The following is a 12,764-nucleotide window of genomic DNA, read 5'->3' as shown; positions in this document are numbered from 1 at the left end:
TTTGACTTACATAATTCAAGTGATACACGAGCATTTTTCTAAAAAAATTCATGCGATAGTATTGGCGTGCATTCCAAACGGAAAGCTTAACAATATTTATACAGCACTTTATGGTTCAAAGATAGTTAAAGATCTTGGTTTAAATGTAAGTAATTATCATCGGCTATGAAAAAAATTTTGCTTATTCATACTGGTGGAACTTTTGGGATGGCTTTTAAAGGTGGGACACTTGCACCAAGTGCTTTTATTAACGGGATCATTGAGTTTGTCCCAGAGATAAGGAAAATCGCTGAGATTGAGTCATTTATAGTTGCTAACATTGATTCATCTAACATTGGAATTGAGCATTGGATAAAGATGGCCGATGTCATAGCAAGAAATTATGAGGATTTTGATGGTTTCGTTATAACTCATGGCACAGATACGATGGTATACACTGCTTCGGCTCTTTCCTTTATGCTTGAAGGTCTTTCAAAACCTGTTATATTGACGGGGTCACAGAGACCTCTTTCGGAGATAAGAACTGATGCGAGGAATAATTTGATAAATGCGATTGAACTTGCAACTTATCCAATCCCCGAGGTATGTATATTCTTTAATAATAAGTTATTTCGTGGGAACAGAGCCAAAAAAATTGATGTGTGGGGTTTTGATGCATTTACATCTCCAAATTATCCAATACTTGCAGAAGTTGGTGTTGATATAACAATTTATCCTGAAAATTTTTTAAAAAGCAGAAATGGAGAATTGAAAGTTTCAAAGGAATTTTCAAATAAAGTTTTTTGTGTCAAGGTTTTCCCTTCAATGAAGGTTGATTATCTTATGAAACTTCTTGAGCTTGACTTAAAAGCGTTTGTCCTTGAGGCGTTTGGTTCGGGGAATTTGCCAAATATAGAAGAAAGATCACTTATTCCATTTGTTAGAGAAGCAGTTGAAGGTGGAAAAATTGTCGCCATTTCAACGCAAGCTGTTTACGGAAAGGTTGATTTATCCCTATATCAGTGTGGTAAAGATGTCCTTGAAGCGGGTGCTTTAAGCTGCAAGGATATGACAACCGAGACAGCGCTTGTGAAATTGATGTTTTTGCTGGGGAAGTTCGGAGAGGATATAGATAAGGTTAAGGAGTTTTTCTATGTTCCCATAGCTGGGGAAGTGAGTTAAAGGGGAAATTTGTTTTTTATGCTCAAAAATGTTATCTTTACAAGCAAAATAACGAAAATTTAAGTGGTTTGTTAAAGTATGGCTCGCCTTGATGTAATTTCAAACAGGACATATTCGCCCAAGAAGGAAGAAGTTATCAACCAGCGCAAATGGTATCTTATAGACGCTCAAGGGCAAACGCTTGGGCGACTGGCCAGCAATATAGCCCGAATTTTAAGAGGAAAACATAAACCGATATTTTCCCCACATGTTGATTGTGGTGATTTCGTTGTGGTGATCAATGCTGAAAAGATAAAGGTTACGGGGAAAAAGGAAGAGAAAAAGTTATACTTTAGCCATTCTGGATATCCTGGTGGTGAAAAATTTGAAAGTTTGAAAGACCTTTTGAGAAGGAAACCAGAATTTGTCCTTTGGCATGCTGTTAAATTGATGTTGCCGAAAAATCGCCTCTCTAGAAAGATGATAAGAAAACTTAAAATTTATGCTGGTCCAAATCATCCTCATCAGGCGCAAAAACCTGAACCGATACCAGAGGAATTGTTATTAAAGTAAAACAAAAAATTTGGAATCAGAGAATATGGCTGTTATTTCATATGATGCTGTTGGTAGGAGGAAGACCTCTGTTGCAAGAGTTAGGTTAATTCCAGGGACAGGTAAGATAACCGTTAATAAAAGGGATTTTGAATCGTATTTCCCAATTGAAGCTCATAGGGTAGATATACTTCAACCTTTTGTTGTCACAAACACACTTGGTCAGTTTGATGTCATAGCGAGGGTTGAAGGTGGCGGTATGACTGGTCAGGCTGGGGCTATACGGCTTGGCATAGCGAGGGCATTGCTTAAGGTTGATGAAACATATAGAAAAATTTTGCGTCAGTATGGACTTTTGACCAGAGACCCGAGGATGGTTGAGCGAAAAAAGTATGGACAACCGAAGGCAAGGAAGAGGTTCCAATTCTCAAAGCGTTAATTTTTATTAAAACACATACTCTCCGAGAATCTTCACAAGGGTGTCCGTTTTTCATGCGGATCTTGTGGAGATGTGAGGAGGGTAGAGGCAAAAACCAAAATTAAATTCTGGAGGGAAAGTATAATGCCGAGGGTGGAATTACAACAGTTGCTTGAAGCTGGGGTTCATTTTGGGCATTTGACCAGAAGGTGGAATCCGAAGATGAAGCCGTTTATCTTTATGGAGAAAAACGGCATTCATATAATTGACCTTAAGAAAACGCAGGAATATCTTGATATTGCTTGTGAGGAGGTTAAAAAGATTGTTCTTCAGGGTAGACAAGTTCTTTTCGTTGGAACGAAAAAACAAGCGAAGGAGATCATAAGGACGGAGGCGGAAAGATGTGGGATGCCGTATGTGATTGAGAGATGGCTTGGTGGGACATTGACAAATTTCGCAACGATAAGAAAGAGTGTTAAGAAGCTTCAAAACATTGAAAAGATGGAAGCCGACGGGACGATTGATGAACTTACAAAAAAGGAAAGATTGAAAATTTTGCGTGAGAAGGAGAAATATCAAAAAATACTTGGCGGTATAAGGGATATGGTTTCTTTGCCCGGGGCTGTTTATATTGTTGATATCAAAAAAGAGCATATCGCTGTCTCTGAAGCGAGAAAACTTAATATACCTGTATTTGCGATGCTTGATACCAATTGTGATCCAGATCTTGTTGATTATCCGATCCCAGCTAATGATGATGCTATCAAATCAATTCAACTTATAACACGTATTTTTGCGGATGCAATCCTTGAGGCGAAAGCAGTTATTGAATCAGAAAAATCCGCTCTTGAAATTGAAAGAAAATAAAAAAAGGAAAAGAGGGAAATGGAAATAACACTTGAACAGATAAAGACGCTTCGGGAGAAAACCGGTGCTGGAATAATGGATTGCAAAAAAGCACTTATGGAGACAAATGGTGATATTGAGAAAGCGATAGAATATCTAAGGAAAAAAGGTGCTTCGGTTCTTGAGAAACATGCAAACAGAGAGACGAAACAAGGTTTGATTGAAGCGTATATTCACGCTGGCGGTAGAGTTGGAGCAATTGTTGAAATCAATTGTGAAACGGATTTCGTAGCGAGAACAGATGAGTTCAAACAACTCGCTCACGATATAGCAATGCAAATTGCAGCGATGAATCCAAAGGTTGTTAGTAGAGATCAACTTCCTGAGGAACTCGTTAAGAAGGAATTTGAAATTTATAAAGAACAAGCGCTTGCCGAAGGCAAGCCCGAGGATATAGCTGAAAAAATAGCTCAAGGGAAACTTGAAAAGTTCTTTGAAGAGGTATGTTTGCTTGATCAACCGTTTATAAAAGATCAAGGTAAAACGATAAAAGATTTAATTCACGAGGCAGCTGCGAAGTTTGGAGAGAACATAGTGATAAGGCGATTCGCAAGATATTATCTTGGGGAAAGCTTGGATCGGTGAAGATACGAGGGTCTCAGATTTCTGAGACCCTTTTTTGTATCTATAAAACAAAATCTTTTCAATGAACATGAACCAACCGATTTACAAAAGGATACTTTTAAAGATAAGCGGGGAAGCGTTGATGGGTGAGCGTGGTTATGGAATAGACCCGAGTGTTTTAAATAGATTGGCGGATGAGATTAAAGAGGTTCACGAACTTGGTGTGCAAGTTGGAATTGTTATAGGTGGTGGAAACATTTACAGGGGAGTTGACGCTGTTGCCGAGGGTATAGATAAAGTTGTGGGTGATCAGATGGGTATGCTTGCAACTGTTATAAACGCTCTTGCTTTGCAAAATGTCCTTGAGAAAAAGGGAGTAATGACGCGACTTCAAACAGCAATTGTCATGGAGCAAATCGCTGAACCATTTATAAGGAGAAGGGCGATAAGACATCTTGAAAAGGGAAGAGTTGTGATTTTTGCTGCTGGCACGGGAAATCCATATTTCACAACAGATACAGCAGCTGCTTTAAGGGCTGTTGAAATAAAGGCGGATGTCATTTTGAAGGGGACAAGAGTTGATGGGGTTTATGACTCTGATCCGGAGAAAAATCCATCTGCTGTTAAGTTTGAACAAATTTCATATCTTGATATTTTAAAACTTGATTTAAAAGTTATGGACTTAACAGCTATCACTTTATGTCGTGAAAATAGTTTGCCCATTATAGTTTTCAATATGAATGTCCCGGGGAACTTGAAGCGGATCGTCCTCGGTGAAAATGTCGGAACAAGGGTTTATCATGAAAATGAGATTTCATAAAAATAAAATGTGGTTTTGGCTATGACAGCGCCGTCAACAATACCGGAGATACTTAAAGATGCGGAAGAAAGGATGAAAAAGTCAGTTGAAATAACAAGACAAGAACTTGCCAGGGTAAGAACTGGCAAAGCAACAACAGCTCTTCTTGATGGGATTAAAGTTGATTATTATGGTCAAAATTTGCCCATCAATAAGGTTGCCACTGTTAGCGTCACAGACCCCCACACTTTGACAGTAACCCCTTGGGATAAGTCGTTAATCCCGGTGATTGAAAAGGCAATTCTGACATCTGACCTGGGTTTGAACCCGACGAATGACGGTAATGTTATAAGAATACCAATCCCACCACTGACGGAAGAGAGGCGAAGGGAGATAGTTAAACTTGTCAAAAAATTTGGCGAGGAAGGGAAAATTGCTATAAGAAATGTAAGAAGGGATGCGAACGAGCACCTCAGAAGAATTGAAAAATCACAGCATATCTCTGAAGACGATAGAAAACGGGCAGAAGAGCAGGTGCAGAAATTAACGGATAAGTATATAAAAGAGATAGATGCTTTACTTGAGCAGAAGGAAAAGGAGATAATGAGCTTTTAAATTTTGATGAGCAAGGATAAACAAAGTATAAGAAGGGAAATTTTATCTATCCGAAATTCCCTTTCCCGAGATGAAGTAAATGAAAGAAGTAAACTTATTTTTGAAAACTTGAAGAAATTATCCTTCTTTGCCTCAGCCGATGTAATTCACACTTATGTGTCTTCAAAGAAGAACGAAGTTGATACCGTTGAAATCATAAGGTATCTTTTATCGTCCGGGAAGAAAGTCATCGTCCCGGTCGTTAATAAAGAAAGGAAAGTTTTGCTTCACTCCCGATTGGAAAGTTTATCTGAACTTAAACCATCTACATTTGGAATACTTGAGCCAGGAGTTATAAGAGAGGTTGATATAGCGAAGATAGACCTTGTTCTTGTCCCAGCTGTTGCTGTAGATAGGCGAGGGAATCGTATCGGATTTGGAGGCGGGTATTATGATAAATTTTTGAATCAGGTAAAGTGTCCGAAAGTTGCTCTTGTTTATGATTTTCAGGTTGTGGATGAAATAACTCCTTCGCCAGGGGATGTCCCAGTTGATTTTATCGTAACAGAAAGCGAAATTATCTCGTGCGCTGGAACATAATGATTTCCATATCGTATAGAAAATTAAAAAGCTCGGTTTAAAATGAAGCGACTTTATAAATCAAGGCGTGACAGAATAATTGATGGTGTCTGTGGGGGTATAGGTGAATATCTTGGTATTGACCCAACGATAATAAGAATAATTTTTTTGCTTTTGTTTTTCGTTGGTGGGGCTGGGCTTATACTTTACATAGCAGGGATGCTTATCATACCGGTGAATCCAGAGCATGAAGAAACAGTGGAGGTTAAAACCGAAAAGAGAACCGCACCGGGCAGAGGAATACTTTTCATACTTGGTTTGTTTCTTGTTCTCATTGGCTTAGGATTATTGCTTGAAAATTTCGGTTGGCCAGTATGGCATTTTTTAAAAGTGTCCTTTAACTTCGTTTTACCTATTTTCATCATCATAGTAGGAATATTTCTCATAGTGACTTATTTTTCATCAAAAAGAGAAGAAGTAAGGGAGCATAAAAGTGAAAGCGAACAAGCGAAAACAGAGACGGAGGGCTCAGTGAAACGTCTGTTCAGATCAAGAAAAAATAGGATGATATTTGGTGTTTGTGGTGGATTAGGTGAGTATCTTAACACTGATCCGACAATTGTGAGAATTCTTTGGGTAATACTCGCGATCTCTTCGCTTGGTATAGCAATTTTGCTTTATCTGATAATGGCAATTATAGTTCCGGAAGAACCCACAGGTTAAATAAAGTTTAAAACCAAAAGTTTCATTTCGGTCATTTCTTGAATTGCGTATCTTATCCCTTCACGTCCAAAACCGCTGTCTTTGACGCCTCCATAAGGCATATGGTCAATTCTATAGGTTGAGTAGTCATTTATTATAACGCCACCCACCTCAATTTTTTCAAATGCATAAAAAATCTTTTTGTAATCCGATGTGAAAACACCCGCTTGAAGCCCATATCTTGAATTGTTAACTTTTTCAATCGCTTCTTCAAAATATCTATACTTTTCAAGTGTGACGACAGGTGCAAAGACCTCTTGACAACTGACTTTCATATCTGGTTTTACATCAACAAGGATTGTCGGTTCATAAAATGTTCCATTTCTTTTACCGCCGATCAAAATTCTCGCACCGTTTTGAATTGCTTCATTCACCCAGTTTTCTGTTTTCATTGCTGCGTTTTCATCTATCATTGGACCGACTATCGTATCTGGTTCAAATGGGTTACCGACCTTGATTTTTTTAGTTTCTTCAACGAATTGTTTTTCAAATTCATCGTAAATTTTTTCATTGACATAAATTCTTTGCACAGCTATACACGATTGACCCGCTTGACCAAATGAACCGAGAGCGATCCTTTTAATTGCGTAATCAAGATTTGCATCAGGTTCAACCACAACAGCTGCGTTTCCACCAAGTTCAAGTGTAATTTTTTTCTTTCCGGCTATGCTTTTTAACCGCCAGCCGACCTCTGAACTTCCTGTGAATGAGACCATTTTAATTCTATCATCTCTGACGAGAAGCTCAATTTCGTCTGACTTGCACGGGACGAGATTAAATCCACCTGTTGGATATCCCGACTTTTCAATTATTTCGGCAAGCATCGCACTTACAATTGGAGCCTGTGAAGACGGCTTAAGAATGATTGGATTCCCACTTGCTATTGCGGGTGCGACCTTGTGAGCGACAAGATTAAGCGGGAAATTAAATGGGGTTATGGCAAGTATCACTCCTATCGGAAACCTGCGCACAAAACCAAATCTCCCCTCTGAGTGAGAAGCAAGATCAAGAGGTATAATCTCACCGTTAATTCTTTTCGCCTCTTCACTTGCAATTTTAAATGTGAAAATGGCTCTTTCAACCTCCGCACGTGAGAATAAAATTGGCTTGCCCATCTCCTTCGTTATCATCTGACTGAATTCCTCCTTACGCCTTGCTATCTCATTTGATATGAACTCAAGTATTTCAGCTCTTTTGTAAGATGGGAGTTTTTTTGTTTCTTCAAAAGCTTTTTGCGCTGAAATGACAGCATCCTCAAGGTCATCCGGTGAGGCAAGGTAAACCTCTCCGACAACCTCACCATTGAAGGGGCTTTTAACTTGAAGCTTTCTCGGGGATGTTCTCCATTCACCATTGATGAAAATTTTATATTCGGGAACCATGGCTTTTTATGTTAATTTTTTTATAGTTCAAGGATTTCCTTTATTTTTGCGATGACATCATCAAGGTTTACGAGTATCCTTTCACCAGTTCGCCTGATCTTTATCTCAATCTGACCATTTTTCAAATTCCTTTCGCTTACGATAACCTGTAACGGCATACCAAGAAGGTCAGCATCTTTAAATTTAAATCCTGGTGTTACATCGGTTCTGTCATCATAAATTGTCTCAATCCTTTTGGCGTTAAGTTCATCGTAAAGTTTTTCAGCTGTTTCAACGACACTTGGGATTTCAGTGTTAACTGAAATCAAATGTACATGGAATGGGGCGATGGACTTATCCCAAATTATCCCGTTTTCATCGTGATTTTGTTCAATGTGGCATGCAATAATTCTTTCAACCCCTATTCCGTAACTTCCCATTATTATCGGTTTCTCCTGTCCGTTCTCGTCAAGAAATGTCGCCTTCATCGCTTCAGAATATTTCGTCCCAAGCTTAAATATATGTCCGACCTCAATCGCATTGACAATTCTTAACGGATTACTGCAGTTTATACACGGCTCCCCTTCCTCAACCTTCCTGAGGTCAAAATATCCATCAACTTTTACATCCCTTTCCATATCAATGTTTGCAATGTGATAATCGTCTTTATTCGCTCCGCTTATTAAATTATTTGCACCCCTTAATCTATTGTCGGCGATTATTTTGAAATTTTTCAATCCTATTGGACCGATTGATCCAGCATTTGCACCTGTAAGTTCTTTAAGTTCTTCAGGTTCCATTGGTGCTATTTCCCCGCCACCAAGTGCTTTTAGAAGTTTCGCCTCAACAAGTTGATCATTCCCAAGCATTAAAATTAAAACTGGTTGACCATTGTGTTTATAGACAAGCGATTTAGCAAGGATGTCAGTTGAAACATTCAAAAACTGTGCAAGTTCATTTATCGTTCTAACATTTGGGGTATAAATTTCCTCAAGCGGTTTACTCTCCGGATATCTTTTAGCTGGTTGGACATTTGATTGAGCTATTTCTGTGTTTGCAGCGTAGCCACATCTGTCGCAAATCACAACAGTATCTTCGCCGTAGGGTGATTCAACCATAAACTCTTCTGAAGCTGAACCACCCATAGCTCCAGTTGATGCGCCAACGATGAAAAATTTTAACCCGCACCTCGTGTAAATTTTTATATATGCTTGCCTGTGCAGTTCATATGACCTATCAAGTCCCTCCCAAGAAGCATCTAAACTGTATGAGTCCTTCATTATAAATTGTCTACCTCTTATGACCCCACTCCTTGGTCTTGGTTCATTTCTAAATTTCGTCTGTATTTGATACCAAATCTGTGGAAGGTCCTTGTATGATTTGATGTGATGTTTTGCTATATAACATATCACCTCTTCGTGTGTCGGAGCCAAAACAAGTGGTCTGTTTTTCAACTGGAAGATCACATCCCCGAAATCGCGCAATCTTCCTGTTTCTTCCCAAAGTTCAATCGGATTTAAAGCAGGTAGATGAAATTCCTGTCCCCCTATGGCATTCATTTCCTCTCGGATTATCTGCATCACCTTTTGGGCAACTCTCCAACCAAGCGGTAGAAAAGAATAAACACCTGCAGCAAGTGGACGAACCATCCCAGCTCTTATCATTAACTTATGACTTGGCATCACCGCATCCGACGGCTCTTCCTTCAATGTGGGGATAAAACCAGAAGATAATCTCATTTAATCGCTATAAATTTTGTTTTTAAATCTCCCTTCAACCTACTTTTGACTGCAAGTATAAAACAATGTAAAAAAGCAAAAGCGTAAAAATCAAGTAAAGTATGTAAGTTAAGTTTGAAAAGAACTCCTTAAAAAGATTCCAAATATGCCCGAATGCTTCTCTCATATCTGTTCAATTATTTTGTTTATTTTTTCTTTGTATTCAACTGCTTTCTCTCTGGCTCTTTCGGCGAAGTCGGTTGAACTTGACGCATAAATTATAGCTCTGCTTACATTTATCAACACAGCTTTTTCATCGTTTATCCCATACCTTACTGCAGATTCAATCTCGCCAGCTTGTGCGCCTATCCCGGGGATTAAAAATAGCTTTTCACCCGAAAGTTCCCTGACGATCTTTATATCTGTGCCTCTTGTTGCTCCAACTACAAACCCGAGGTTTTCAAAGCCAGCACTTATAAATTTTTCAGCGATGATTTGAAAGAGAAATTTATCACCACATTTTAGATATTGAAAGTCAAACGCCCCTGGATTTGAACTTAAAATTGTCACAAATGTGAATTTATTTTTGAACTCAACAAATGGTTCAATTGCCTCAACTCCAAAATATGGATTTACTGTAATGGCGTCAGCCCCAATTTCAACGAATGCTGCCTTCGCATACATACGAGCACTTGAAGCTATGTCCGAGCGTTTTGAATCAAGCACCACCGGAATCCAATCAGGGATGATTTCAATCGTTGATTTTAAAATTTCAAAACCAACTGCGCCCATTGATTCATAAAACGCAGAATTTACCTTGTAGGCGCAAACGATATCTGATGTCGCTTCAATTATAGAACGATTAAAATCAATAACCGATTCTGGGGTCTTGGATAGGTGAGATGGAAGTTTTTCTATATCTGTATCAAGCCCGAGACATAAAAGCGAATTGTTTTTTGAGATCGCTCTTAAGAGTTTCTCTTTAAAGTTCATACTCAAGTGTAGTTGCTTTGTCTGAAATTTAATACACAAAATTGTATAAATTCAAGTTGAAAGTCGCTTAAAGGTTTGCCTTTTATAATCCGATATCGGACGAAAAGTTTGGGACCTAAGCTCACGCTTGGACTTTTTTGTTGCGATTTGAACTGGATAGGATTGAATTGAAGTTAGAGGGTGTTAAATTATTTAATTTTCTTGATGTGGAATCGTCAATCATAGCACTCATACTGTTTCAATCTTTTCTGTGCTGTTTTCACATCAGATGCTGGAAGTAACCTTATCACCGATGAGCTCGTTGTTAGGTCAATTACTGGAATAGCCCCTTGCGTGTGTTAGCGGTTTGAAGAGACTTTACAATTTTCAAAATTTCATCAATGTTTCTGCCGATTTCGCGCAGGTGGTAGAGAATGAAGCAAAGTGCGCTCTCCTCAATTACAAACATAGCCTGTATTTGTCCCCTTTCAGCTATATTTTCGCCAAACAATGGAATCTTATATCATCTTTAATGAAAGGCGAATGAATTAAAAATTAAAAAAGGAAAAAGATATGGGCATAGTGAATTGACTTGATAACTGGATATCTTGTAGTTCTTTGTTCTCCTTTTGTTTTTGATAAAGTTCACCACTAATTAAAGTAAAATCTTTTTCAATCTTTGTTTGATTGGGATTTTTTCATTTTCTTTTTCATTTCCAGCATCTCGCTCATCTCGTAGAGTTTTTCAGTCAATTGATATCTACCATCAGCAAAGACCCCATAATCGCCGCCACCGGCCATTGCGGATGCAAATCGTGTTGAATTCGCATACATTAGCCAGATTGATGTCCAAACCCTTTCAATCTTTTCGTCAAAGATATTCTGGTTCTGCGGTAAACCTTTTGCAAAACCGTTCTTCCAGAATTCTGTCAAAATTTTCGTCGCTTCAAGTGTTAGACTGTTTGTTTCCTTTATTGTGTTTTCCAATCTTTCAAAATGACCATTAACCCAGCTTACACTGTGGCAGTTATTGCAGATATTTTTCATCGCTTGATTTCTTTTTCGCTGTTCATCTTTTGATATGACGAATTGCCTTACAGGTTCCCCAGTCAATTCTACGATTAATGGTAAGCCGGCTGAATTCTTCACATCCGAGAGATCTGGCTTGATGGGATGAGGTTGAGCATAAGGGACGCCGAACAATCTCCACGAGAGTCTATCATTCATTTGATGCGTTCTTTCCGCGATAACTTCTTTCCCATCCGGTGAGGTGATCAATGAAACATGACAAGTCGCACAGGTCGGAACAGAAAAATCTTTCCCGATCTTCCAAGGCACTTCATCAAAGTTATACTTATGATATTCCGAGCTGAAGATATTTCCGTGTTTGCTTACTTCATAAACTTTAAAAGCTGGAACATCGGGACCTTTATGACATTCGGCGCAAGTGTATGGTTTTCTTGCAACCTCAATTGAAAATTCGTGACGGGTATGACATGCTGAACAAGAGCCACGACTTCCATCTGGATTTATCCTTCCAACACCTTGATTTGGCCAACCTTCTAAAATTGGGAAAATTGCCTCTCCAAGTTGCGTCTCTCTTGTTTCAAAACCCTTTACTTCTATTTTGGTACCATGGCAATAAAGACAGGACTCATATTCAGTTAATTTATTGTTCCCCTTTATCTCTATTCTGCCTTTCTCAAATGTATGTGGGTTGTTAACTGATTTCATTAAATCTCGGTAGAGTTTATTCTCAACGAGATTTGTATGGGCGAACGCCATTAAGTTCTTTGAGTACTGTTCAGCTTCAACAGGATGACAAACGGCACAATCGTTTGGCGAAACAATTACATTGATTTTATACCCATAATGTTCAAAAGCGTCTTTATGATTTTCGGTGTTCAAGGAGTGACACTCGTAACAGCCCACAACTACATTTTTTAATCTCTCCTCAAGGGATGAAAACGAAACTCGTCTTTCAAGTGCTTCTTTTTTAATCGCCTCAGCTGGGGTAATTTTGCTGTGTCTGCTTTTTTCCCAGGACGAAACTATACCAGGGTGAATCGCAGTATGACAATCAATGCACTCCTGAGTTTCATTACTGATTTTTGGCTCATTTTTGACATAGAGTGAATGTGATGTAGTGATAAGTGAGATAATTAGAAGTGATAGGATAATTAAGTGCCTCATCTTTCTATTTCGGGTTTATTGTTAAGCCGAAATAAAAATAACCAATTAAATTTTCACTTTCAAGCTTTAAAAAGGTTTGGATTGTTTTTTGATGTTTTGTCATTGAGAGGGCAGATAATCAATAAAAATAGGGAGAAAAATGCTTCGCTATATTATCGCCGATGCATAAAATTTGGGTGGAAAGATATCTTTTTACTTGATGATAA

13 protein-coding genes are annotated in these 12,764 nt (G+C 38.5%); 9 read left to right on the top strand and 4 right to left on the bottom strand.

Going from position 1 to position 12,764, the window contains the following annotated elements; translation table 11 throughout:
• Positions 1–165: 165 nt before the first annotated feature.
• From FKZ43_RS11105 to FKZ43_RS11065, 9 genes are all read left to right on the top strand, one after another.
• The gene (locus FKZ43_RS11105; protein WP_235894759.1) at positions 166–1,161 is read left to right on the top strand and encodes an asparaginase; all 996 of its coding nucleotides are present in this window, start codon (positions 166–168) and stop codon (positions 1,159–1,161) included.
• 78 nt (positions 1,162–1,239) lie between these two features.
• On the top strand, positions 1,240–1,713 hold the full coding sequence (gene rplM / locus FKZ43_RS11100; protein ID WP_140945962.1) for a 50S ribosomal protein L13: 474 nt from the start codon (positions 1,240–1,242) through the stop codon (positions 1,711–1,713).
• 25 nt (positions 1,714–1,738) lie between these two features.
• Positions 1,739–2,131 carry a 30S ribosomal protein S9 gene (gene rpsI, locus FKZ43_RS11095; RefSeq protein WP_140945961.1) on the top strand — a complete coding sequence of 131 codons (393 nt, stop codon included), beginning with the start codon at positions 1,739–1,741 and terminating at the stop codon, positions 2,129–2,131.
• A 123-nt stretch (positions 2,132–2,254) separates the two neighbouring features.
• Positions 2,255–2,977 (top strand): 30S ribosomal protein S2, encoded by a 723-nt coding sequence (gene rpsB, locus FKZ43_RS11090; protein ID WP_140945960.1) that lies wholly within the window; start codon positions 2,255–2,257, stop codon positions 2,975–2,977.
• Positions 2,978–2,995: 18 nt separating this feature from the next.
• Positions 2,996–3,601 (top strand): translation elongation factor Ts, encoded by a 606-nt coding sequence (gene tsf, locus FKZ43_RS11085; protein WP_140945959.1) that lies wholly within the window; start codon positions 2,996–2,998, stop codon positions 3,599–3,601.
• 67 nt (positions 3,602–3,668) lie between these two features.
• Positions 3,669–4,400 carry a UMP kinase gene (gene pyrH, locus FKZ43_RS11080; RefSeq protein ID WP_140945964.1) on the top strand — a complete coding sequence of 244 codons (732 nt, stop codon included), beginning with the start codon at positions 3,669–3,671 and terminating at the stop codon, positions 4,398–4,400.
• A 21-nt stretch (positions 4,401–4,421) separates the two neighbouring features.
• Positions 4,422–4,994, top strand: a complete 573-nt coding sequence (gene frr / locus FKZ43_RS11075) for a ribosome recycling factor (RefSeq protein ID WP_140945958.1) — start codon at positions 4,422–4,424, stop codon at positions 4,992–4,994.
• Between the two features lie 6 nt (positions 4,995–5,000).
• Positions 5,001–5,573, top strand: coding sequence for a 5-formyltetrahydrofolate cyclo-ligase (locus FKZ43_RS11070; protein WP_140945957.1), 573 nt, complete (start codon positions 5,001–5,003; stop codon positions 5,571–5,573).
• A gap of 42 nt (positions 5,574–5,615) precedes the next feature.
• The gene (locus tag FKZ43_RS11065; RefSeq protein WP_235894758.1) at positions 5,616–6,275 is read left to right on the top strand and encodes a PspC domain-containing protein; all 660 of its coding nucleotides are present in this window, start codon (positions 5,616–5,618) and stop codon (positions 6,273–6,275) included.
• Here FKZ43_RS11065 and FKZ43_RS11060 read toward each other — a convergent pair.
• The 4 genes from FKZ43_RS11060 to FKZ43_RS11045 form a co-directional block, all read right to left on the bottom strand.
• Positions 6,272–7,696 (bottom strand): aldehyde dehydrogenase family protein, encoded by a 1,425-nt coding sequence (locus tag FKZ43_RS11060; protein WP_140945956.1) that lies wholly within the window; start codon positions 7,694–7,696, stop codon positions 6,272–6,274. The two genes, FKZ43_RS11065 and FKZ43_RS11060, sit on opposite strands and share 4 nt — an antisense overlap.
• 20 nt (positions 7,697–7,716) lie before the next feature.
• Complete coding sequence (locus tag FKZ43_RS11055; protein WP_140945955.1) at positions 7,717–9,414, bottom strand: proline--tRNA ligase; 1,698 nt, start codon at positions 9,412–9,414, stop codon at positions 7,717–7,719.
• 162 nt (positions 9,415–9,576) lie between these two features.
• Positions 9,577–10,386, bottom strand: coding sequence for an orotidine-5'-phosphate decarboxylase (gene pyrF, locus FKZ43_RS11050; protein ID WP_140945954.1), 810 nt, complete (start codon positions 10,384–10,386; stop codon positions 9,577–9,579).
• A gap of 651 nt (positions 10,387–11,037) precedes the next feature.
• Entirely contained in the window at positions 11,038–12,558 is a 1,521-nt protein-coding gene (locus FKZ43_RS11045; protein WP_140945953.1) for a multiheme c-type cytochrome, read from the bottom strand.
• Positions 12,559–12,764: the final 206 nt, after the last annotated feature.

Source organism: Candidatus Thermokryptus mobilis, from assembly GCF_900070205.1.
GTDB classification, from domain to species: Bacteria; Bacteroidota; Ignavibacteria; order Kryptoniales; family Kryptoniaceae; genus Kryptonium; species Kryptonium mobile.
This window is presented reverse-complemented; position numbering and strand designations above follow the sequence as displayed.

What these genes read in the sequence shown, in the direction of transcription:
- frr (WP_140945958.1), top strand. Translation starts at nt 4,422, where the DNA reads ATGACAGCGCCGTCAACAATACCGGAGATACTTAAAGATGCGGAAGAA.
- FKZ43_RS11070 (WP_140945957.1), top strand. Translation starts at nt 5,001, where the DNA reads ATGAGCAAGGATAAACAAAGTATAAGAAGGGAAATTTTATCTATCCGA.
- FKZ43_RS11105 (WP_235894759.1), top strand. Translation starts at nt 166, where the DNA reads ATGAAAAAAATTTTGCTTATTCATACTGGTGGAACTTTTGGGATGGCT.
- rplM (WP_140945962.1), top strand. Translation starts at nt 1,240, where the DNA reads ATGGCTCGCCTTGATGTAATTTCAAACAGGACATATTCGCCCAAGAAG.
- FKZ43_RS11065 (WP_235894758.1), top strand. Translation starts at nt 5,616, where the DNA reads ATGAAGCGACTTTATAAATCAAGGCGTGACAGAATAATTGATGGTGTC.
- tsf (WP_140945959.1), top strand. Translation starts at nt 2,996, where the DNA reads ATGGAAATAACACTTGAACAGATAAAGACGCTTCGGGAGAAAACCGGT.
- FKZ43_RS11055 (WP_140945955.1), bottom strand. Translation starts at nt 9,414, where the DNA reads ATGAGATTATCTTCTGGTTTTATCCCCACATTGAAGGAAGAGCCGTCG.
- rpsI (WP_140945961.1), top strand. Translation starts at nt 1,739, where the DNA reads ATGGCTGTTATTTCATATGATGCTGTTGGTAGGAGGAAGACCTCTGTT.
- FKZ43_RS11045 (WP_140945953.1), bottom strand. Translation starts at nt 12,558, where the DNA reads ATGAGGCACTTAATTATCCTATCACTTCTAATTATCTCACTTATCACT.
- pyrF (WP_140945954.1), bottom strand. Translation starts at nt 10,386, where the DNA reads ATGAACTTTAAAGAGAAACTCTTAAGAGCGATCTCAAAAAACAATTCG.
- FKZ43_RS11060 (WP_140945956.1), bottom strand. Translation starts at nt 7,696, where the DNA reads ATGGTTCCCGAATATAAAATTTTCATCAATGGTGAATGGAGAACATCC.
- rpsB (WP_140945960.1), top strand. Translation starts at nt 2,255, where the DNA reads ATGCCGAGGGTGGAATTACAACAGTTGCTTGAAGCTGGGGTTCATTTT.
- pyrH (WP_140945964.1), top strand. Translation starts at nt 3,669, where the DNA reads ATGAACCAACCGATTTACAAAAGGATACTTTTAAAGATAAGCGGGGAA.